The sequence below is a fragment of the Variovorax sp. efr-133-TYG-130 genome (assembly GCF_030208835.1).
Classification (GTDB): Bacteria; Pseudomonadota; Gammaproteobacteria; order Burkholderiales; family Burkholderiaceae_C; genus Variovorax.
This window is the reverse complement of sequence record NZ_JARVTD010000002.1, coordinates 128,841-148,789: the sequence shown is the minus strand read 5'-3', so window position 1 is coordinate 148,789 and position 19,949 is coordinate 128,841. Positions and strand designations below refer to the sequence as shown.

19 protein-coding genes, 1 tRNA gene and 1 pseudogene are annotated in these 19,949 nt (G+C 65.9%); 14 read left to right on the top strand and 7 right to left on the bottom strand.

The genetic code is table 11. The features are described 5' to 3' along the window. Nucleotides 1-63 precede the first annotated feature (63 nt). The 10 genes from QRN67_RS01615 (at nucleotide 64) to QRN67_RS01570 (ending at nucleotide 9,609) form a co-directional block, all read left to right on the top strand. Nucleotides 64-957 carry an alpha/beta hydrolase gene (locus QRN67_RS01615; protein WP_350226804.1) on the top strand — a complete coding sequence of 298 codons (894 nt, stop codon included), beginning with the start codon at nucleotides 64-66 and terminating at the stop codon, nucleotides 955-957. Next, the gene (locus QRN67_RS01610; protein ID WP_285410030.1) at nucleotides 954-2,138 is read left to right on the top strand and encodes an alanine racemase; all 1,185 of its coding nucleotides are present in this window, start codon (nucleotides 954-956) and stop codon (nucleotides 2,136-2,138) included. Before QRN67_RS01615 ends, QRN67_RS01610 begins: the two co-directional genes overlap by 4 nt. Before the next feature lie 44 nt (nucleotides 2,139-2,182). Continuing rightward, on the top strand, nucleotides 2,183-3,028 hold the full coding sequence (locus tag QRN67_RS01605) for a MotA/TolQ/ExbB proton channel family protein (RefSeq protein ID WP_285410028.1): 846 nt from the start codon (nucleotides 2,183-2,185) through the stop codon (nucleotides 3,026-3,028). Between the two features lie 37 nt (nucleotides 3,029-3,065). Further along, a complete protein-coding gene (locus QRN67_RS01600) occupies nucleotides 3,066-3,494 on the top strand; it encodes an ExbD/TolR family protein (protein WP_081267865.1) in 429 nt (142 codons plus the stop codon). Between the two features lie 16 nt (nucleotides 3,495-3,510). Beyond that, the gene (locus QRN67_RS01595) at nucleotides 3,511-3,945 is read left to right on the top strand and encodes an ExbD/TolR family protein (RefSeq protein ID WP_106936979.1); all 435 of its coding nucleotides are present in this window, start codon (nucleotides 3,511-3,513) and stop codon (nucleotides 3,943-3,945) included. Continuing rightward, complete coding sequence (locus QRN67_RS01590) at nucleotides 3,942-4,598, top strand: energy transducer TonB (protein WP_285410024.1); 657 nt, start codon at nucleotides 3,942-3,944, stop codon at nucleotides 4,596-4,598. Before QRN67_RS01595 ends, QRN67_RS01590 begins: the two co-directional genes overlap by 4 nt. Before the next feature lie 164 nt (nucleotides 4,599-4,762). Continuing rightward, a complete protein-coding gene (locus tag QRN67_RS01585; protein ID WP_285410023.1) occupies nucleotides 4,763-5,242 on the top strand; it encodes a hypothetical protein in 480 nt (159 codons plus the stop codon). A gap of 63 nt (nucleotides 5,243-5,305) precedes the next feature. Further along, on the top strand, nucleotides 5,306-7,099 hold the full coding sequence (locus QRN67_RS01580) for an ATP-binding protein (RefSeq protein ID WP_285410022.1): 1,794 nt from the start codon (nucleotides 5,306-5,308) through the stop codon (nucleotides 7,097-7,099). A gap of 259 nt (nucleotides 7,100-7,358) precedes the next feature. Continuing rightward, nucleotides 7,359-8,873, top strand: coding sequence for a deoxyguanosinetriphosphate triphosphohydrolase family protein (locus QRN67_RS01575; RefSeq protein ID WP_285410020.1), 1,515 nt, complete (start codon nucleotides 7,359-7,361; stop codon nucleotides 8,871-8,873). Next, the gene (locus QRN67_RS01570; protein ID WP_285410019.1) at nucleotides 8,857-9,609 is read left to right on the top strand and encodes a hypothetical protein; all 753 of its coding nucleotides are present in this window, start codon (nucleotides 8,857-8,859) and stop codon (nucleotides 9,607-9,609) included. The genes QRN67_RS01575 and QRN67_RS01570 overlap by 17 nt, the downstream gene beginning before the upstream one ends. 447 nt (nucleotides 9,610-10,056) lie before the next feature. Here QRN67_RS01570 and QRN67_RS01565 read toward each other — a convergent pair. From QRN67_RS01565 to QRN67_RS01535, 7 genes and pseudogenes are all read right to left on the bottom strand, one after another. Continuing rightward, nucleotides 10,057-10,736: pseudogene (locus QRN67_RS01565) on the bottom strand (phage portal protein); the annotation flags it as partial. 207 nt (nucleotides 10,737-10,943) lie between these two features. Further along, a tRNA-Ser gene (locus tag QRN67_RS01560) sits at nucleotides 10,944-11,031 on the bottom strand. 32 nt (nucleotides 11,032-11,063) lie between these two features. Continuing rightward, on the bottom strand, nucleotides 11,064-12,326 hold the full coding sequence (gene hemW / locus QRN67_RS01555) for a radical SAM family heme chaperone HemW (protein ID WP_285410018.1): 1,263 nt from the start codon (nucleotides 12,324-12,326) through the stop codon (nucleotides 11,064-11,066). Continuing rightward, a complete protein-coding gene (gene rdgB, locus QRN67_RS01550) occupies nucleotides 12,326-12,931 on the bottom strand; it encodes an RdgB/HAM1 family non-canonical purine NTP pyrophosphatase (RefSeq protein ID WP_106936935.1) in 606 nt (201 codons plus the stop codon). Before rdgB ends, hemW begins: the two co-directional genes overlap by 1 nt. 59 nt (nucleotides 12,932-12,990) lie before the next feature. Continuing rightward, nucleotides 12,991-13,725: a ribonuclease PH gene (rph, locus tag QRN67_RS01545; RefSeq protein ID WP_285410017.1), complete on the bottom strand. Its 735-nt coding sequence runs from the start codon at nucleotides 13,723-13,725 to the stop codon at nucleotides 12,991-12,993. Nucleotides 13,726-13,767: 42 nt separating this feature from the next. Next, nucleotides 13,768-14,676: a PP2C family protein-serine/threonine phosphatase gene (locus QRN67_RS01540; RefSeq protein WP_081269836.1), complete on the bottom strand. Its 909-nt coding sequence runs from the start codon at nucleotides 14,674-14,676 to the stop codon at nucleotides 13,768-13,770. Between the two features lie 7 nt (nucleotides 14,677-14,683). Further along, on the bottom strand, nucleotides 14,684-15,691 hold the full coding sequence (locus QRN67_RS01535) for a serine/threonine protein kinase (protein WP_081269837.1): 1,008 nt from the start codon (nucleotides 15,689-15,691) through the stop codon (nucleotides 14,684-14,686). Nucleotides 15,692-15,782: 91 nt separating this feature from the next. On the opposite strand from QRN67_RS01535, the gene QRN67_RS01530 reads away from it, so the two are divergent. The 4 genes from QRN67_RS01530 (at nucleotide 15,783) to QRN67_RS01515 (ending at nucleotide 19,931) form a co-directional block, all read left to right on the top strand. After that, entirely contained in the window at nucleotides 15,783-16,706 is a 924-nt protein-coding gene (locus QRN67_RS01530) for a YicC/YloC family endoribonuclease (protein ID WP_285410016.1), read from the top strand. A gap of 11 nt (nucleotides 16,707-16,717) precedes the next feature. Continuing rightward, complete coding sequence (gmk, locus tag QRN67_RS01525) at nucleotides 16,718-17,338, top strand: guanylate kinase (RefSeq protein ID WP_081269990.1); 621 nt, start codon at nucleotides 16,718-16,720, stop codon at nucleotides 17,336-17,338. Nucleotides 17,339-17,378: 40 nt separating this feature from the next. After that, nucleotides 17,379-17,582 (top strand): DNA-directed RNA polymerase subunit omega, encoded by a 204-nt coding sequence (rpoZ, locus tag QRN67_RS01520; protein WP_007835875.1) that lies wholly within the window; start codon nucleotides 17,379-17,381, stop codon nucleotides 17,580-17,582. A 93-nt stretch (nucleotides 17,583-17,675) separates the two neighbouring features. Further along, nucleotides 17,676-19,931: a RelA/SpoT family protein gene (locus QRN67_RS01515; RefSeq protein ID WP_081269839.1), complete on the top strand. Its 2,256-nt coding sequence runs from the start codon at nucleotides 17,676-17,678 to the stop codon at nucleotides 19,929-19,931. Nucleotides 19,932-19,949 lie beyond the last annotated feature (18 nt).

Below are 19,949 nucleotides of genomic sequence, written 5' to 3'. Positions count from 1 at the left end.
CGCGTGGAAGAGCCGAAGCGCGGTGGCGCCGGTGCACTGCCGTCGTCGGTGGACGGGCGCGGCATGCCCGCGCCGGGCGAGCTGTACATCGTCGACGGCCGCCGGATGCACCTGCAGCGCAGCGGCCCCGCGCCGGCCAGTGCGTCGCATCCCACGCTGGTGCTCGAAGCCGGCGGCGGCTGCGCCTCGCCTGTCTACGCACGCCTGCAGCAAGCGCTGTCGGCCAAGTACCCGGTGATCAGCTACGACCGCGCCGGCATGGGCTGGAGCGAGGCAGACGACGCGCCATTCGACGGCAAGCGCAACGCGCAGAATCTGCATGCGCTGCTGGCCGCGGCCGGCGTGACCGGCCCGATCGTGCTGATCGGCCATTCGCTGGGCGGCCTGCTGAACCGCATCTACACCGGCCTTTATCCGGAGCAGGTGGCCGGCGTGGTGATGCTCGACGCCAGCCATCCGGAGCAGTTCGAAGTTTTCAAGGGCCTGCCGGCGGAAACGTTGGCACCGGAGCGCAAGAAGCGCGCCGAGTTCCAGGCCGGCGGCCTGCCGCCGCCGGAGTTCGCGCCGGTCCAGGCCATCTTTGCCGACATGCCCCATGTGCTGCGGCAGATGGCCGCGAACTACACGCCGGAAACCGTCGACACGATGATGAAGGAACATGAAGGCCTGCAGCACGTCGCGCGGCAGGCGGGCGCGTCGCCGGACCTGGGCACGCGGCCGCTGTCGGTGCTTTCGGCCACGGTCATGCAGAAGCTGCCGCCGGGTGCCGAGGAAGGCGCCGAAGTGCAGCGGCGCTGGCCCGAGTACCAGGAGGCGCATGCGGCGCTGTCGAAGCGAAGCCGCCTGCATCGCATAGAAGGCGCCGAGCACATGACGCTGGTGGTGCTGCCGCCTTTCGTGAACCGCATTGCCGAAGAAGTCGACTGGGTCATGGCGGAGCTCGGATGCGCCCGATGACGCAGCTCTCGCACACGGCGCTGGCCGAGCTGAACACGCCGGCGCTGCTGCTCGACAGCACCGTCCTCGAACGCAACTGCGACGCGATGGCGCAGCGCGCGGCGCGGCACGGCGTGGCGCTGCGCCCGCACCTGAAGACTTCCAAGTCGGCCGAGGTGGCGCGCCTGGCCACACGCGGGCACAGCGGCGCCATCACCGTGTCCACCGTGGCCGAGGCCGACTACTTCGCGCGCTACGGCTTCCTGGACCTGACCTACGCGGTAGGCATCAGCGCCGGCAAGATCGATGCGCTGCATCGCGTGCAGCGCATGCACGGCGCCCGCGTGAACCTGCTCGCGGACTGCGTCGGAGCGGTGCGGGCGGTGGCCGCGCGTGCGCGCGCCCTGGGCGCGAGCTTCGGCCTGCTGATCGAGGTCGATACCGGCGGCGGCCGCGGCGGTGTCGCGCCCGGTGATGAAGAAACGCTGCTCGCCATCGCGGCCGAAGTGCAACGCAGCGAATCGCTGACGCTGGCCGGCGTGCTCACCCACGCCGGCCACAGCTACCACGCCGAGGGGCTGGATTCGATCCGCGCCATCGCCGAGGCCGAGCGTGCCGGCGCGGTGCGTGCCGCGGAGTGCCTGCGCGCGGCCGGCTTCACGGTGGATGTGGTCAGCGTGGGCGCCACGCCGACCGCGGTGTGTGCCGAGCGGCTGGACGGCGTCACCGAAATGCGCCCCGGCGTCTACACATTCTTCGACCTGGACCAGGCCGCGCGCGGCATCTGCGGCATCGAGGACATCGCGCTGTCGGTGCTGGCCACGGTGATCGGCCACAACCCGCGTTCGCGCCGCGTGCTCATCGACGCCGGCGCGCTCGCGCTGTCGAAGGACGAGTCGGCGGCCGAGTTCCGCCGCGGCCTGGGCTTCGGGCTGGTGTGCCGCGCGGACGGCACCACGCCGTTGCCCGGACTGCGCGTGGCCGAGCTGCACCAGGAGCACGGCCTGATCGCCACCGAAGGCGATGGCGACGACGACCTGCGGGCCATGTTCGAGGCACTGCCCATCGGCAGCCGCGTGCGCATTCTTCCGCATCACGCCTGCATGACCGCGGCCCCCTACGACCGCTACCACGTGGTGCGCGGCAGCAGCGCGAGCGTGTACGCCGTGTGGGGCAAGGCCCTTGGCTGGCGCGCGGCCTGAACGCGCGCCCGCATCGCCCTCCGTTTTGTTTTTTGGAGTCACTCATGATGAAGACCTTTTTCGCGAAGCTGATGGCCGTGGCCGCTCCGCTCGCCCTGGCGCTCTGCCTGACCGCCGCGCCGAATGCCGCCAACCCCCAGGCCGCGCCGGAACCCTCGCCCGCCGTTGCGCCCACGGCCACTGCTGCCCCCACGGCACCGGCCACGGTGCCGGCGGCAGCGGCCACCAAGGTCGACAACCCCTACGGCATCGGCGCGCTCTGGGCGCAGAGCGACCTGGTGGCCAAGGCCGTGCTGGCCATCCTGGCGATCATGTCGATGGGCAGCTGGTACGTCATCGTCACCAAGCTGCTCGAGCAGATGCGCATGGGCCGGCAGGCGAAGGAAGTCGACAACGAGTTCTGGAACCAGGGCAGCGTGCAGGCCGGCACCGCCAAGCTCGCCGAAGGCAGCCCCTTCCGCTTCATCGCCGATGCGGGCGTGCATGCCACGCGCAAGCATGACGGCCTGCGCGGCAAGGTCGACTTCGCGGACTTCGTCGACCTGTGCATCCACCGCGCCACCGAACGCGTGAACCGGCGCCTGAGCAACGGCATGTCGCTGCTGGCCACCGTGGGCTCCACCGCGCCTTTCGTAGGCCTGTTCGGCACCGTCTGGGGCATCTACCACGCGCTCACCGCTATCGGCATTGCCGGGCAGGCGTCTATCGACAAGGTGGCCGGGCCGGTGGGCGAGTCGCTCATCATGACCGCCATCGGCCTGGCCGTGGCCGTGCCCGCGGTGCTGGGCTACAACTGGCTCCTGCGCCGCAACATCACGGTGATGGACGACGTGCGCGAATTCAGCGGCGAGCTGCACTCTGTGATCCTGTCGGGCCGGGCCACCGCCTGAGCGCCGCGCCACCACCGCACGCGAAGCGAGCCACACCATGGCGATGAACATCCCATCCGGCGGCGGCGACGAGGAACAGGCCATCGCGGCCATCAACACCACGCCGCTGGTCGACGTGATGCTGGTGCTGCTGATCATCTTCCTCATCACCATCCCGGTGGTCAATTACTCGGTGCCGGTGGAGGTGCCGAAGCAGCGCAACGAGGTGCGCGAGAGCAAGCCCGACACCATCGTGCTGTCGGTGGACACGGCCGGGCGCATCTACTGGTACGACACGCCGGTGCGCGACGTGAACAGCCTGGCCGAGCGGCTGAAGAAAGTGGCCGCCCTCAACCCGCAGCCCGAGGTGCACATCCGCGGCGACTGGCACTCGGTGTACGAGCCGGTGGGAAAGATCATCTACGCGTGCCAGTCGGCCGGCATCGTCAAGGTCGGCTTCATCACCGAGCCGCCCGCGCGCAACTGAGAACACACACACAGCCATGCGAAAAGAAAAACAGGGGCGCCGCAGCGGCACCCCCACCGACGAGCCCATGATGGACATCAACACCACGCCGCTGATCGACGTGATGCTGGTGCTGCTGATCATGCTCATCATCACCATCCCGATACAGCTGCACGCGGTGAACCTGAACATGCCCAACGGCAACCCACCGCCCAGCGACATCAAGCCCGAGGTGCTGCGCGTGGACATCGACGAGCGCAGCACCGTGCTGTGGAACGGCGAGGCCGTGGCGGAACTGTCCGAGGTCGAGCGGCGCTTCGAGCAACTCGCGGCACAACCGGTGCAGCCCGAAGTGCACCTGCGCCCCGACAAGCAGGCCCGCTACGACGTGGTGGCCGGCGTGATGGCCTCGGCCCAGCGGTCGGGCCTGACCAAGCTGGGCATCATGGGCTCGGAGCAGTTCGTGCCATGAGCCGCGCCAACGACTTCGACCCCAAGTCCCGCTTCGGCCCCGTGGGCATCGGCGTGATGGTGCTGTTCCACATGCTGGTGGGCTACGCGCTGGTCTCGGGCCTGGCGCGCAAGACCATCGAGATGATCAAGAAGCCGATGGACGCGACCATCATCACGGAGGTGAAGGTGCCGCCACCGCCGCCCCCTCCCCCGCCGCCTCCACCGAAGAAGATCATCCGGCAGGAGACGCCGAAGGCACCGCCGCCGCCACGCCCGGCCTACGTGCCGCCGCCGGCGGTAACGCCACCGCCGAGCACCGCGCCCGCCATCACCGCCGTGCAGAGCACCGAGCCGGTGGCGCCACCGCCCGCCGCGCCGCCGGCACCGCCCGCGCCTCCCGCACCGCCGCAAGCCGCGTCCACCGACATCGCGGTGGCCTGCCCCAGGCAGGTGAAGCCCGAGATGCCGCGCAAGGCGCTGGACGAAGGCATCGGCGGTGTCGTCAAGGCCGAGGTGCGCATCAAGGGCGGGCACGTGACGGAGGTGCGCTTTCTCTCCGGGCCCAAGGTCTACCAATCGGCAGTGCGCTCGGCGATGATGCGCTACGAATGCCAGACCACGGGCGATGCCGAGGTCGTGGCAACGCAGGAGTTCGTCTTCAGGATCGAATGAGCGAGAAGGCCCGGCGCTAATGCCGGGCTAATCCTTCTCGCGCACCGATACCTTTGCGCCACCAGCGGTTTCGTAAATTCAACGCAGCTTTACGGTCCGTTCATCAAAACGGCTCGGCTGCGGGACGAACATGCAGGGTCCGGCACGCAAAGGAAGACGACGCCATGGCCTCCAATCCATCGCAACCCACAGGCCGCACGGCCGCATCACCATCCCCCGAACCCACGTCCGACGAAAACGCGATCCCCGCGCTGGTGGCGCAGGTGTACGAGTCCGCACCCACCGACGAACGCCGCCGCCTCGTGGAGACACTGCTGCGCCCGCTGGGCGTGCTCTCTCTCGTGGCGATTGCCAACGGCATCTTCGCGAAGATCCGCTTCCGCAGCGCGGGGCAGGACCTGAACGTGCGCATCGACGACCTGCAGAACGTGCACGCCGCCGACATGGTGGCGCTGGTGCATCACGCGCAGCAGGTCAGCGTCGAGACTGTGGACAGCCTTGCGCAGTTGCTGGGTAGTTCGGGGGCGCTGGCGGGTTCTGCGGCGGCGGCGCTGCTTATCGGGCTGCTGGTGCGGCGTGCGCGTTCGCGGCATGGCTCGCAGCAGGCGCAGCAGATTGACGACGGCTCGCTGGATCCGCTGTGAGCAGCGAGGCGAAAGCCTCACATGCAGAATCGGTGCAACGTCGCATGATCCGCCGGCCTCCCATTGAACAACCCCACCATCGACACCCCCAACGACCTGCGTGTTCTGCGCGAGCATCTTTCTTCCGTCTATGCAGCGCGAATGGCCGGCGTTTGCGGCCACCTTTGCTTTACCTTCATCGGCGGAGCGATGGGGTACTTCTATTTGAAGTTGCCGTTGGTGCTGCCCTTCGTGGCGATGCTCGCCTGCGCGAATTTGTACGTGCTGTTGTCGCCGCGCTGGGATGCCGGCGTACCGCTGGCCGATGGTCCACGTTGGGCGCGCAGGCACACGTTCCAGATGACACTGATCGGGGTGGCCACCGCACCCGTGCCCTGGTTTTTCGTTTCGACGCAAGACCCGCAAGTCACGGCCCTGATGGCCATACTGATCATGGTCGGCTGCGGCCTTGCCATGCAATCCTTGTGGCCCATGACCGCCTCGCTGTTCGGCTATGGCATTCCGATGATGGGAGGGCTGATCGGTGCGTTGCTCTGGCACAGCGACGGAATCAACCTGTTCTTGGCTGCGGTAGGCAGTGCGTATCTGCTGTTTGCCCTGCGCCGCGGCGTCCTGCAGAACAAGCAATTGACCGACGCGCTGATTCTGCGCTTCGAGAACGAGTCGCTCGCGACCCGCCTTGGCGAGCAGATTGCGGCGACCGAACGCGCCAGCGCGGAGAAGACGCGCTTCCTTGCCGCGGCCAGCCACGATCTGCGCCAACCCCTGCACGCCATCGCGCTTTTCGGAGCGGCGCTCCAGAAGGCGCTCCATGACCACCCCGAAAGTCAGAACGCGGAGCGGCTCATGCGCTCGGTCAATGCGCTCGGCCACTCGCTGGACACCATGCTCGACGTCTCGCGTCTCGACGCAGGCGTGATCACGCCGGACATCCAGCCCATTGCGCTCGACGCACTCCTGGTGTCGCTCAATCACGTGTTCCTGGCCCGCGCCGAGCAGGCAGGTCTGCAATTGCGCGTACGTGCTGGCGGTGTGTGGGTACGCAGCGACCAGCTGCTGCTGCAAAGGATGCTCTCGAACCTGGTGGACAACGCTCTCAAATACACGCCGCGCGGCGGCGTCGTCGTCCGCGTGCGTTCGCGAGGCGAGCGCATGTGGATCGAAGTGCGCGACACGGGCATCGGTATGGCGCCCGAACAACTGGAGCGCATCTTCGAGGAGTTCTATCAGATCAACAACTCGGAGCGCGACCGTGCACGCGGCCTTGGCATCGGGTTGTCCATCGTGCAACGGCTATCGCGGCTTCTGGATCATCCCGTCGAAGTGCAGTCGCAGGTCGGTCGCGGCACGCGCTTTCGTGTGTATGTGTCTGCAACGCGCCGTCCAGCCGGCACGCCAATCAGCCACGTGCCGGCCACGCGTCCGCAGGAAGAGTCGATGCGGCAGCTGCCGGCCCAGCCTCCATCACGCGCTATGCCTCGGCGCGTACTGCTCATCGACGACGAAGCCGAAATCCGCAGCGCAATGAGCGCCTTGCTGCGCGCGCACGCATTCGATGTCCAGGCGGTCGTCGACGAACGCGCGGCGGCCATGGCTCTGGCTCAGGCGGAATCAGATGGGCGGCCGTTCGAACTGCTGTTGTGTGACTTCCGACTGGCCGACGGCGGCAGCGGGCTTGAAGCCGGCCTGCGCCTGCATCGGCGCAATGGCAAACCAATTCCACTGCTTCTGATCACTGGCGAGACCGCGCCGGAACGCCTTCAGCGCGTGCGCGATTCAGGCGTGCCGGTCTTGTTCAAGCCGGTGAATGCGGACAGGTTGTTGCAGGCCATCAATACGGCGCTGGGAGCCGGCTAGGCGCGAAGATGCTGCAGCGAGGAGTAGTCTGCCAATGAAAAAGTCCCTTCACAGAGGCTGCGCGGGACTTTCAAAAACTGCCAAAGATTGGTTCTGGCGGAGAGTGTGACCGCCAGAAATGCAGCAGAAATGGGGAAATCGCGGTGTTTTCTTCTCCTACCGGCCATTAAAAAGGCTGATTGAACAGACGTCATATGCCTTCGAAGAGCATGCAACGAACCCGACAACGATCTCCTCAGAGGCTGGGTAAGATGACTTTATGGTTGCATCCACTTCTTCACCGAGCATCTGGTCGTCCGCGGCCCGGCCCCGTCCCCGCCCCGCTTCCACGTCAGAGAAATCTGCTGCAAGCCAAGCCTCTTCTACCGATGACGGCACGCCCGACAGCCCCGGCTCGGGCGATCTGCGTTCGCGGTTCCAGCACGACTACGACCGTCTCCTGTTCTCAACGCCGGTTCGGCGCTTGGCGGACAAGACACAGGTCTGGCCCATGGATGAGAACGACAGCGTGCGCACGCGCCTCACGCATTCACACGAGGTCGCCAACCTCGCGCGCTCAATCGGGGCGCGCGTCTACCTAAAGAGTCCCGGTGAATTCGAGCGCAGCGGCATCGCTTCCGATGCCCTGCTCAACGTCATTCAGCCGATCCTGATGGCGACTGGACTTGGGCACGACCTGGGCAATCCGCCTTTCGGCCATCAGGGCGAGGCGACCATTGGCCGCTGGTTCGAGAATCGCCAAGACTGGATCTTTACCAAGTCCGCTCTGAACGGCCATGAGCTGGAATCTTCACAGGCTGTCCCCGAAGCACTTCGTCTGGAGTTCACGCGGTTTGACGGCAACCCACAGGCCTTGCGCCTGCTGACGCGCCTGCAGACGCACGTGGATGGGATCGGTCTCGACCTGTCAGCAGCGACGCTGGCCGCAGGGCTTAAATATCCGGTCTCATTTGCCGCTGCTGATCCGAATAACGCAATCCGCAAAAAGGGCGGCTATTTTTCCTCGGAGAAGGACGTAGTCGACTGGGTTCGTGAGAAAACTGGATTGGAAGAAGGTCAGCGCCACCCGCTGACGTGGATCATGGAAGCGTGTGACGACATCGCCTACTCGGTGCTGGACGTCGATGACGTACTCAAGAAGATGGTCATGTCGCCCGACGATGTGATCGTCGTCCTGCAACGCGACCTGAAGGATGACCCGGCGGTAGTCAAACTAGTTTCGCGTTTCACAGACGTTGAGCAAAAGCCGCTGCGCCCCGATGCGCAGCGCGATATCAAGATCCAATATCTGCGGGCGACATTTATCGAAGCTCTGGTCTCCCACGCAAGCGAAGAGTTCATTCGGAATTTGCGCCCCATTTTCGATTTCAGCCATCAACTACCCTTAATGGACAGCTCTCCGCTTTGCAATAGCCTGAAGAAGATTGCGAAGAGGTACGCGTTCAACAACCCCTTGGTCCTAAGGACGGAGGCGCTCGGCGCGGCCGCGCTGGACGGGTTGATGTCTGCCTTCTGGTCGGCGATTTCTGATCGTGAGAAAGTAAGCGACATCGAATCTAGAAAGCGAAGCGCGCGCTCGAGCTACGTCTTTTCATTAATCAGTCCGAACTACGTCCAGCAGGCCTGTACGCTTGGCACGCCCGACTCGGGAGCCAACGGACTGCGCTATCGAGAACTGCGTCTGCTAACGGACATGATCTCCGGCATGACCGATACGTATGCGATGCGCCTCTGGAGCGAGATCAAGGCTCTGCCCCATGTCAGTAGCACCTAACAACCTCGCACTGAAGCGCCGGCTTGATCGATACTTCTGGGCAAACAATACCGGCGAAATGATCTTCCTGCGCCAAGTGCTCGAGGATCGATTCACCGTGTTTGATCGGATCGCTGTTATCGGCGGGCTCGTGCGCGACTTTGCGCATGAGGGACGCGAAGGGTTTCGTTCCGATCTCGACCTTGTGATCGACGCGCCAGCCGGTCATGTTGCGGCTCTTGCCGCCGAGTTGGGCGCCACTTCGAACCGCTTCGGCGGATTTGGCTGTAAACAAGGTCCGTGGAAGATCGATTTTTGGGCGCTGGAGACCACTTGGGCGCGCCGTTACGTGCCAGTGCAGAGACTGGAAGACATCGTTGCATGCACGTTTTTCGATTGGGACGCTATTGCCTACGATTTGAAGGAGCGGCACTTGATCTGCGATGACAGCTACTTGAGCCGTATTCGCAAGAGAACTTTGGACATCAATCTGCTGCCAAATCCGTCCCCGATGGGCAATCTGGTGCGCGCCGTGCGCCGCTTGGTGCTTTGGAAACTACAAGCGGGACCGACGCTGCAACGCTTCATCAGTGAGCACTTAGATCAAGCGGCATTGCATTTCCTCCATTCAAAAGAAGTGGAACTCTATGCGTCACCAGTCTCTACCCGCTGGAACACGGCCGACGAGGCCCGAGCGGCGCTGCTCTCGAATGTCCGCGGCCGCAAAGCGGCGCAGTTCGAATTGCATCTTGACTAAGGCCAGACGCTTTAGCGTCGCATATGCGTAGTGGTGGCACAAACCACGCACCTCGGTCCAAACATCAGCACTCATATTCGCCTCCAATTTCTAAGCCGCTTTATATCCCCGAGAAATAGAAACTCGTAAAAAGTCGATACTGAAGCAGCCTTCTGGAACCGTGCGGCCAGCCAATACTGGCGCGGCAGAGCATGGCGGTGGCCAGTTCGTAAAAACCGCTACCCGAAGCGAGCAGGCTCGGTGGGGGCTAGACCGCGCGCCAGGGGGTGGGGCGGCCTGATGGCACGTGGCGGGGGAGGATCGGGGCAGGGATGCATCGCCGAGGCCACTGGCAGGCCCGTGGACGCATCGAGCAGCGCGAGGCAGGGCGCGAGACACCGGGACGAAAAAAAGGGCGCTGTGCGCGCCCTTGGGTCTGTTCAGTGCGCGGTCTCGGACCGCGCTGGGCTACTCCGGCACGTCGATGAACCGCACCAGTTCCTCACCCACCATGTCGTTCAGTTCGCGGAAGCGCTGCATCAGCGGTGCGATCTCGTACCGAATGAACACCTTCAACGCGTCGGGCGCGTTGCCGAAGCCGCCGGCGTTGGTGGGCACGATGCCGAGCAAGCCAGGCGGCACGCGATGCGCTGCGAGCACGTCGTCCTTGCTCACGTTCTTGATGGCCGAGAAGTCATCCTTCGCCGCCACCTCGCTCACCGGGATCAGCTTCAACCCGTCCGACTTGCCGCCTGGCATGTGCAGGAAGAGATTGCGGAAGTTGCCCGGACCCTTCGCGTTCTTCAGCGCCGTGCGCAGCGCGTTGGCGTCGTCGTTGTCGATCTGCCCGTCGGTCATGTAGAGGATGAAGCCGGCGTGCGAGCCGTTGGCGCAGTACTTGCGACGAACATCGTGGCCGCCTCGCTGAGCCAGGCCGACTGCAGGACGCTGATGTACTCGGGCAAACCGTAGATTTCTTGGTTGATGTCATCCTCGCGCAGATGGAACACCGACCCCGCCGGGAACTCGTGCTCTTCGTGCCAGCCGCGAATGAAGAAATAGCGGCCCGCCTCTTCGCCGCGCCGGGTGAACTTGGCGAAGGCGTGCCGCAGCTCCAGCGGCCGGCTCGTGAGGGCGCGCGGCTGCTCGCTTCAGCCGGATCGCAAAGCCGTGATCAGGCCACGCATGAAAGACGCTCGCCAGCACTTTCCATTCGAGCAGCTCGACGCTGCTCACCGGTTCCCCGAAGAACTTGCACGGCGCATTACGGCTGCTTTGGGGCGGCCAAGCATAGCTACTCCCCCAATGAAAAACGCGCCCTGAGGCGCGTTTCGGTGTCTTGAAAAAGCTGTTCTTGGCGGAGAGTGTGAGATTCGAACTCACGGACGCTTTCACGTCGGCAGTTTTCAAGACTGCTGGTTTAAACCACTCACCCAACTCTCCGGGACCGCCGATTTTAAGCCGACGGCGGCGCCCTACTCTCCGTCCGGCAGGAACATCGCCTGCAGATCGCTCAGAAAGTCCAGCCCGCGTTCCGTGGGCCACACGCGGAACAGGTCGCGCGCCAGGAGCCCCTTGCGTTCGGCCTCTTCCAGGCCGCGCTGGATGGCGGTCATCGCGAGCCCCGTGCGTTCGCTGAACTGGGGCAGCGTGAAGCCGGCCTTCAGCCGCAGCGCATTGAGCATGAACTCGAACGGCAGGTCGGCCAGCGCCACTTCGTCGCTCTGCGACACAGCGGCGCCGGCGCGCGCGTTTTCCATGTACAGCCGCGGCTCGCGGTAGCGCACCTGACGCACGATGCGGTGCGCAAAGCTCAGCTTGCTGTGCGCGCCTGCGCCTATGCCAAGGTAGTCGCCAAACTCCCAGTAGTTGCGGTTGTGCCCGCAGGCATGGCCTTCGCGCGCATAGGCCGACACTTCATAGCGCGTCATGCCGACGGCGCTGGTGCGTTCGGTGATGCGGTCGAGCATTTCGTAGGCGATGTCGTCCTCGGGCAGCGTCGGCGGAAACTTGGCGAACCAGGTGTTTGGCTCGATGGTCAGGTGGTACACCGACAGGTGCGGCGGCGCGAGCGACAGGGCTTGCGAAAGGTCCGCTTCCAGGCCCTCGAGCGTCTGGCCCGGCAGGGCGTACATCAGGTCGAGGTTGAAGGTGTCGAAGGCGCTCGCGGCCTCTTCGACTGCGGCAATGGCTTGTGCGCGGTCGTGCACGCGGCCCAGCGCCTTCAGGTGCTCGTCGTTGAAGCTCTGCACGCCCACCGACAGGCGCGTGACGCCCGCGGCGCGGAACGCACGGAAGCGGTTGCGTTCGAAGGTGCCGGGGTTGGCCTCGAGCGTGATCTCGCAGTCGGGCGCGAGCTTCAGCCGCGCGCGCACGTCGCCCAGCAGGCGGTCGATGGCTTGTGGCGAGAACAGGCTCGGCGTGCCGCCGCCGATGAAGATGGTGTGCACGGTGCGCCCCCAGATGAGGGGCAGCGCCGCGTCGAGGTCGGCCACGAGCGCGTCGATGTACGCCTGCTCGGGAATGCCGTCGATGTCGGCCTCGCTGGCGGCGCGCCATTCGTGCGAATTGAAGTCGCAGTACGGGCACTTGCGCAGGCACCACGGCAGGTGGATGTAGAGCGACAGCGGCGGCAGCGCGCTGAGCTGCAGCGGGCCGGGCCGCATCCAGTGCAGCACGTCGTTGGCCTGCGGCGCGCCCGTGGGCTGCGCCGGCTGGATCGGGAAGACGGTGGCCATTACGCGGGCAGCCAGCGTTCGCGCATCAGGGCCAGCATGGCCTGCGCCGCGCGGCCACGGTGGCTGTTGGCGTTCTTGATCTCGGGCGTCAATTGGGCAAAGGTCTTGCCGAAGCTCGGCAGGTACATCACGGGGTCGAAGCCGAAGCCGTTCTCGCCCACGGGCTCGGGCGCTATCTCGCCGACGACGCGGCCCACGGCGATGAGCGGCTCGGGGTCGTCGTGGCTGCGCAGCGCGACCAGCGTGCTGACGAGCGCGGCGCGCCGGTTGACGACACCGCTCATCTGTTCGAGCAGCGCCTTCACGTTGTTGGCGTCGCCCTTGGCGTAGCCGAACTGGGTGGCGTAGTAGGCGGTGTCGACGCCCGGCAGGCCGCCGAATGCGTCGACGCACAGGCCGGCGTCGTCTGCGATGGCAGGCAAGCCGGTGGCGGCGCTGGCGTGGCGCGCCTTGGTCAGCGCGTTCTCGACGAAGGTGCGGAAGGGTTCTTCAGCCTCGCCCACGCCCAGTGCCGATTGCGGCACGAGCGTGACGGCCAGTTCCGCGAACAGTTGCTGGAGTTCGGCGAGCTTGCCTGCGTTGTTGGAAGCCAGAACCAGTTTCATAGAAAGTCAAAGTGGCTGTGGCGCCCGCCTTGAAGGCAGGCGCCAGTAGCTGGAGGTGGTCAGTTGGCGGCGAGCAGCGCCTGCTTCTGCAGGGTCACGAGTTCGCCGATGCCCTTTTCGGCAAGGCCGAGCAGGCTGTTCATTTCTTCGCGGGTGAAGGCCACGCCTTCGGCGGTGCCCTGCACTTCCACGAAGTGGCCGGCGCCGGTCATGACGACGTTCATGTCGGTGTCGCAGGCGGAGTCTTCGGTGTATTCGAGGTCGAGCAGCGGCGTGCCTTCGACGATGCCCACCGAAATGGCGGCCACGTGGCCCTTGATGGGGGATGCGGCCAGGGTGCCGGCGGCGATGAGCTTGTTGACCGCGTCCTGCGCGGCCACGAAGGCGCCGGTGATGGCCGCGGTGCGCGTGCCGCCGTCGGCCTGCAGCACGTCGCAGTCGAGGTGGATGGTGCGCTCGCCCAGGGCGGCCAGGTCGAACACGGCGCGCATCGAGCGGCCGATGAGGCGCTGGATTTCCTGCGTGCGGCCGGTCTGCTTGCCCTTGGCGGCCTCGCGGCTGCTGCGGGTGTGGGTGGCGCGCGGCAGCATGCCGTATTCGGCCGTGACCCAGCCTTCGCCGCTGCCCTTCTTGTGCGGCGGCACTTTCTCTTCGACCGAGGCGGTGCACAGCACGCGGGTCTGGCCGAACTCGATCAGCACCGAGCCTTCGGCGTGGATGGTGAAGCCGCGGGTAATGCGCACCGGGCGCAGCTGGTCGGCGGCACGGCCGCCGCTTCGTGTGAAAGCAGTCATTGTTTGAGACTCGAAAGAGGAAAAAAGGAACGAACGGCGCGCTCAGGTCTTGCGGGCGGCCGAGCGGCGAATGGCTTCGTTGATCTCGGCGATGGAGCGCTCGATGGCGTCTTCGTCGAGGTCGTCGATCTCGTTGTCCGACGGCATGCCGGCCTGGATGGTGGAGGCGAACACGCCGTCTTCTATGGTTTCGGTGGACACGCCGCTGCGGTCGTCGCCCGTGCTGTCGGGCATTTCCCATTCGAGGGCGATGAGCGTGACGTTGTCGCTGTGGGCGCCGCCCTTGCGCAGCGCCATTTCGGCGAGGTCGGGGGCGGCGTCGGACACGGGCTTGCCGGAGGAAAGCGTGTGCACGATGAGCGCGTCGTCGAGCACGCCCCACACGCCGTCGGAGCACAGCATGAGGCGGTCGCCGCGCTGCAGCTGCAGCGGGCTGGACACGTCGAACAGCGGCGTGGTCGGCGAGCCGAGGCAGGTCAGCAGCAGGTTGCGGTTGACGGGCGCGTCGGAGCCGTGCGGCTTGGGGCGCTCGGCGTGGGAGTGGTCGCGCGTGCGGGTCAGCAGGCGGCCGTCGCGCACCACGTACAGGCGGGAGTCGCCGCAGTGCATCCAGGTGGCGGTGGTGCCCTGCAGCACGGCCGCGACGACGGTGGTGCGCGGCGTGTCGAGCATGGCCTTGTGGCTGGCGTACCGCATGATCTGCTGGTGCGCGGCCATGGCCGATTCGGCCAGGAAGGCTTTCACGTCCTTCACGATCGGGCGTGCTTCGCGCTGGTAGAGCGCGGCGATGGTCTGCAGGGCCAGCTGCGCCGCCACTTCGCCTTCCGGATGGCCGCCCATGCCGTCGGCCAGCACGAACAGGCCCGATTCCCGCGTGTAGCAATAGCCCATGCGGTCTTCGTTCTTGAGACGGCCGCCCTTGCGGCTGACCTGGAAGACGGAAAATTTCATGGTGATGTCATGCGGGCCGCGTGGTGGGCGCGGCGGCCTTGGGCAGGCCCTTCTTGTCGAAGGAGCGGATGTTGTCGATGGACAGCCGCACCTTCTCGCCCACGGTGAGCTTGGTGTAGCGGCGCTCTCCCTCGCGGCTGAGTTCCTTCTGCAGCGCGAAGACCGATTGCGGGCGCGACAGGGGGTCGAGCGACATGCACCACTCGACCACCTCAATCAGGTTGTCGGAATACACGCCGCGCAGGCGCGACAGCGACAGGCTGAGGCGGTCTTTCTCGATGCGGCGGGGAGCGTCGTTGGGCGGGTAGCCCTGCATGCAGGCGTAGATGCAGGCGCCGATGGCGTAGATGTCGGTCCAGGGGCCCATGGAAGAGTCGCGCCGGTACATCTCGGGGGCCGCGAAGCCGGGGGTGTACATGGGGCGGATGAAGATGCCTTCCTTGCTGAGCACCTCGCGCGCGGCGCCGAAGTCGATCAGCACGGCGCGGTCGTCGTCGGTCACAAAGATGTTGGCCGGCTTGATGTCCAGGTGCAGCATCTTGTACTGATGGACGATGCGCAGCCCGCGCAGGATTTCGTCGAACAGCGACCGGATGGTGGACTCGCGGAACACCTTCTGCTTCTTCAGGTCGCGCGCCGTGACCACGAAATCCTGCAGGGTGGCGCCCTCCAGGTAGTTCATGACCATGTAGACGGTCTCGTTCTCGCGGAAGAAATTGAGCACGCTGACCACCGAGGCATGCGAGATCTGCGCGAGCGAGCGGCCCTCTTCGAAGAAGCTCTTGAGCCCCAGGCGGTAGAGGGAGAGCTTCTCGGGCGGCACCTGGGGCGCCAGTTCGTCGGGGCCCCGGGTGGCGAGCGACGAAGGCAGATACTCCTTGATGGCGACCTGCTGTCCGGCAGGGTCGATGGCCAGGTAGACGACACCGAAACCACCCGCGGAAAGCCGGCGTACAACGCGGTATCCGCCAATGACCGTATCGGGCAGCAGGGGCGAAGGCTTGACCTTTGACATAATCCGGGAGTTTCGCCCGAAGGCGATGGTGCGGCAAGCGAACGCCGTGCCGACGCCTCGGTGCTTGCAAGCAAAACCACAGTGAGGCGCAATGCCAGTTTACAGCATGACCGGCTACGCCAGCGGCCAAAATGGGTCCGCAGGCAGCCACTCCGAAGCCGAAGCACGGCCCTCCGCGGCGGGCCGGCTCGGGGTCGAAATCCGCTCGGTCAACAGCCGCTTCCTCGATCTCACCTTCAAGTTGCCGGAGGAACTGCGCCAGCATGAAACCGCGCTGCGCGAGCTGCTCACGGGCAAGCTCAAGCGCGGCAAGGTCGAGGTGCGCGCGGCCATCGAGAACACCGCCCAGGCGGGCGTCGTCGAGCCCTCCGTGAAGCTGCTCCAGCGGCTCAACGGGGTGCAGGACAGCATCAAGGCCTGGCTGCCCGGCGCCCGCGACCTGAGCGTGGCCGACGTGCTGCGCCTGGCCGGCGGCGACAGCGCCGCCCGCGGCGACTGGGGCCCCGATCTGCTCGAGGTGACCGGCAAGGCAATCGACGGCCTGATGTCGGCCCGCCAGCGCGAAGGCGCCCGGCTGGCCAAGATGCTCGAGGCCCACCTGGCCCAGCTGCGCACCCTGGTGCAGCAGGCCGGGCCGCTGGTGCCGCAGCTGGTCGAACAGCAGCGCACCCGCTTCCTGGAGCGCTGGAAAGAGGCCATGGGCCTGACCGAAAGCACCGGCGGCACCCTGCCCGAGGCCGCCCAGGACCGCGCGCTGACGGAAGCCACCGCCTTTGCGATCCGCATCGACGTGGCCGAGGAGCTGACCCGCCTGAACTCGCACCTCGACGAGATCGAGCGCCTGCTCAAGAAGGGCGGCGAGATCGGCAAGCGCCTCGACTTCCTCATCCAGGAACTGCACCGCGAGGCCAACACCCTGGGCTCCAAGTCGGCAGCCCTGGAGCTCACGCGCATTGGCGTGGACATGAAGGTCCTGATCGAGCAGATGCGAGAGCAGGTCCAGAACATCGAATGACGAGCGAAAGCATGGATTACCCCGGCAATATCTTCGTGGTGGCGGCGCCCAGCGGCGCCGGCAAATCGAGCCTGGTCAAGGCGCTGATGGAGCTGGACGCAGCCGTCCAGCCCTCTGTTTCCCACACCACGCGCTCGCCGCGCGGGCAGGAAAAGCACGGCCGCGAGTACTTTTTTGCCTCGCCGACGGAGTTCGACGCCATGGTCGCGGCCGACGGCTTCGTGGAATGGGCGCACGTGCACGGCCACAAGTACGGCACTTCCAAGAAGGCCATCGAGGAGCGGATCGCCCAGGGGGCCGACGTCATCCTCGAAATCGACTTCCAGGGCGCGCTGCAGATCCGCAAGACTTTTGCCAACGCGGTCATGATCTTCATCCTGCCGCCCAGCTGGGAAGAACTGCGCTCCCGCCTGGAGCGGCGCGGAGAAGACAGCGCCGCGGTGATCGAAACCCGCCTGAAGAATGCCGCCGAGGAGATGGCGCAGGCGGGGAAATTCGACTTCGTTATAATCAACGAGTTATTTGAGCGCGCGCTTTTCGATCTCAAGGCGATCGTCCACGCTCAGCGGCTCCGGTACTCCGCACAGCGCCGTGCGCGTGCCGACACATTCGCCGCACTGAACATCCCCTGATATCCGAGTTCATCCGCTCACAGACAGAAAGATCCTCATCATGGCCCGCATCACCGTCGAAGACTGTCTCGTCAATATTCCCAACCGCTTCCAGCTCGTGCTGGCCGCCACGTACCGTGCGCGCATGCTGAGCCAGGGCCACGCCCCCAAGATCGAGAGCAAGAACAAGCCCGCCGTCACGGCGCTGCGCGAGATCGCCGAAGGCAAGATCGGCCTCGAAATGCTCAAGAAAGTGCCGGGCTGATCTGACGCAGCCCTGCAACGAAAAGGCACCGCAATGCGGTGCTTTTTTTATGTCCGGACGCGTCCACGGAGCGGTCACGCTAAAGTGGTAGCCATGAGCGCGGTAGCCAAACATCAGTCCCATGCCCCCAAAGGCACGCCGAAGCCGAGCCCGGCGGCGCTGAACGCGGCCGCAGCAAGCTTTGCCGCATTGACGGCGCGGCTCGATTACCTGAGCCCCGAAGACACCGAGCTGGTCCGCCGCGCCTACCGCTTCGCGGACGAGGCCCACCTCGGGCAGTTGCGCAACAGCGGCGAGCCGTACATCACCCACCCCATCGCGGTGGCGGCGCAATGCGCCGAGTGGAAGCTCGACGCGCAGGCCCTCATGGCCGCCCTGCTCCACGACGCCATCGAGGATTGCGGCGTCACCAAGCCCGAGCTGATCGAGCGCTTCGGTGCCCCGGTGGCCGAGCTGGTCGACGGGCTCACCAAGCTCGACAAGCTGCAGTTCAACACGCGCGAAGAAAACCAGGCCGAGTCGTTCCGCAAGATGCTGCTGGCCATGGCGCGCGACGTGCGCGTCATCCTGGTCAAGCTGGCGGACCGCACCCACAACATGCGCACGCTGGCCGATGCGCCGCGCGAGAAATGGGCGCGCATCTCGCGCGAAACGCTCGACATCTACGCGCCCATCGCGCACCGGCTCGGGCTGAACCAGACCTATCGCGAGCTGCAGGAACTGTCGTTCAGGCACCTGAAGCCGTGGCGCTACGCCACGCTGTCCAAGGCCGTGGCCAAGGCACGCGGCCGGCGGCGCGACCTGATCCAGAAAGTGCAGAAAGAGGTCGAGACCGCCTTCTCGGCCGCCGGCATGACGCTTCGGATCGCGGGGCGGGAGAAAACGCTCTATTCCATCTACCGCAAGATGGAGGAAAAGCACCTGAGCTTCGCCCAGGTGACCGACATCTACGGCTTCCGCCTGATCGTGCCGAACGTGATCGCCTGCTACACCGGCCTGGGCATCCTGCACCAGATGTACAAGCCGCTGCCGGGCAAGTTCAAGGACCACATCGCGATCGCCAAGCTCAACGGCTACCAGTCGCTGCACACCACGCTCGTGGGGCCGGCCGGCGTGAGCGTCGAATTCCAGCTGCGGACCGAGGCGATGCACGTGGTGGCCGAATCCGGCGTGGCCGCGCACTGGCTCTACAAGGCCGCCGAGCCGAACGCGGCCAGCAACGACCGGCTGGGCACCAAGTGGCTGCAGTCGCTGCTCGACATCCAGGACGAGACCCGCGACGCCGCCGAGTTCTGGGACCACGTCAAGGTCGACCTGTTCCCCGACGCGGTCTACGTGTTCACGCCCAAGAGCCAGATCATGGCGCTGCCGCGCGGCGCCACGGTGGTCGACTTCGCCTACGCCATCCACAGCAACATCGGCGACCACACCTCGGCCGCGCGCATCAACGGCGACCAGGTGCCGCTGCGCACCGAGCTCAAGAACGGCGACGTGGTGGAGGTCATCACCGCACCGGTGTCGACGCCCAACCCGGCCTGGCTCGGCTTCGTGCGCACGGGCCGCGCCCGCTCCAAGATCCGCCACTACCTCAAGACGCTGGCGCACGCCGAGTCCGAAGGGCTGGGCGAGAAGCTGCTGGCGCAGGCCTTGCGCGCCGAGGGCCTGAGCAAGCTGCCCGAGAACGACGAGGAACACCAGGCGCTGTGGGAAAAGCTGCTGCGCTTCACCGGCAACCGCACCCGTGCCGAGCTGCTGACCGACATCGGCCTGGGCAAGCGCATTGCCAGCATCGTCGCCAAGCGGCTCGTGGCCATGCTGTCGGAGCTGGGCGAGCGCCCCGACGCGCTGCTGCTGAGCCGCGAACGCTTCATCTCGCACGAGACCGTGTCGCAGGGCGCGGTCACGCTGGACGGCAGCGAGAACTCATCGGTGCGCTTTGCGCTGTGCTGCCGCCCGATTCCCGGTGACCAGATCGTCGGCTACCTCGGGCATGGCGAAGGGCTGGTGGTGCACACCGAAGAATGCGGCGTGGGCCAGCGCCTGCGCCACAAGGACAGCGAACGCTTCTTCGCCGTCGAATGGGCCGACGAGCCCACGCGTGCCTTCGAGACCGGCGTAGTCATCACGGTGCGCAACGACAAGGGCGTGCTGGCGCGGGTCGCCGCCACGCTGGCCGATGCCGAAGCCGACATCACGCACGTCGAAATGGCCGATGAAACGCCGCAGGATTCGACCGACCTGCGCTTCGTGATCGCGGTGCGCGACCGCGCGCATCTCGATGCGGTGCTGCGCGCCGCGCGCCGGACCGCGTCGGTGCTGACGGCATCGAGGACCGTGCCCGTCCCCTGAGCGGGCATTGATTGGAGC

What these genes read in the sequence shown, in the direction of transcription:
- QRN67_RS01615 (WP_350226804.1), top strand. Translation starts at nt 64, where the DNA reads ATGCCCGCGCCGGGCGAGCTGTACATCGTCGACGGCCGCCGGATGCAC.
- QRN67_RS01610 (WP_285410030.1), top strand. Translation starts at nt 954, where the DNA reads ATGACGCAGCTCTCGCACACGGCGCTGGCCGAGCTGAACACGCCGGCG.
- QRN67_RS01605 (WP_285410028.1), top strand. Translation starts at nt 2,183, where the DNA reads ATGATGAAGACCTTTTTCGCGAAGCTGATGGCCGTGGCCGCTCCGCTC.
- QRN67_RS01600 (WP_081267865.1), top strand. Translation starts at nt 3,066, where the DNA reads ATGGCGATGAACATCCCATCCGGCGGCGGCGACGAGGAACAGGCCATC.
- QRN67_RS01595 (WP_106936979.1), top strand. Translation starts at nt 3,511, where the DNA reads ATGCGAAAAGAAAAACAGGGGCGCCGCAGCGGCACCCCCACCGACGAG.
- QRN67_RS01590 (WP_285410024.1), top strand. Translation starts at nt 3,942, where the DNA reads ATGAGCCGCGCCAACGACTTCGACCCCAAGTCCCGCTTCGGCCCCGTG.
- QRN67_RS01585 (WP_285410023.1), top strand. Translation starts at nt 4,763, where the DNA reads ATGGCCTCCAATCCATCGCAACCCACAGGCCGCACGGCCGCATCACCA.
- QRN67_RS01575 (WP_285410020.1), top strand. Translation starts at nt 7,359, where the DNA reads ATGGTTGCATCCACTTCTTCACCGAGCATCTGGTCGTCCGCGGCCCGG.
- QRN67_RS01570 (WP_285410019.1), top strand. Translation starts at nt 8,857, where the DNA reads ATGTCAGTAGCACCTAACAACCTCGCACTGAAGCGCCGGCTTGATCGA.
- hemW (WP_285410018.1), bottom strand. Translation starts at nt 12,326, where the DNA reads ATGGCCACCGTCTTCCCGATCCAGCCGGCGCAGCCCACGGGCGCGCCG.
- rdgB (WP_106936935.1), bottom strand. Translation starts at nt 12,931, where the DNA reads ATGAAACTGGTTCTGGCTTCCAACAACGCAGGCAAGCTCGCCGAACTC.
- rph (WP_285410017.1), bottom strand. Translation starts at nt 13,725, where the DNA reads ATGACTGCTTTCACACGAAGCGGCGGCCGTGCCGCCGACCAGCTGCGC.
- QRN67_RS01540 (WP_081269836.1), bottom strand. Translation starts at nt 14,676, where the DNA reads ATGAAATTTTCCGTCTTCCAGGTCAGCCGCAAGGGCGGCCGTCTCAAG.
- QRN67_RS01535 (WP_081269837.1), bottom strand. Translation starts at nt 15,691, where the DNA reads ATGTCAAAGGTCAAGCCTTCGCCCCTGCTGCCCGATACGGTCATTGGC.
- QRN67_RS01530 (WP_285410016.1), top strand. Translation starts at nt 15,783, where the DNA reads ATGCCAGTTTACAGCATGACCGGCTACGCCAGCGGCCAAAATGGGTCC.
- gmk (WP_081269990.1), top strand. Translation starts at nt 16,718, where the DNA reads ATGGATTACCCCGGCAATATCTTCGTGGTGGCGGCGCCCAGCGGCGCC.
- rpoZ (WP_007835875.1), top strand. Translation starts at nt 17,379, where the DNA reads ATGGCCCGCATCACCGTCGAAGACTGTCTCGTCAATATTCCCAACCGC.
- QRN67_RS01515 (WP_081269839.1), top strand. Translation starts at nt 17,676, where the DNA reads ATGAGCGCGGTAGCCAAACATCAGTCCCATGCCCCCAAAGGCACGCCG.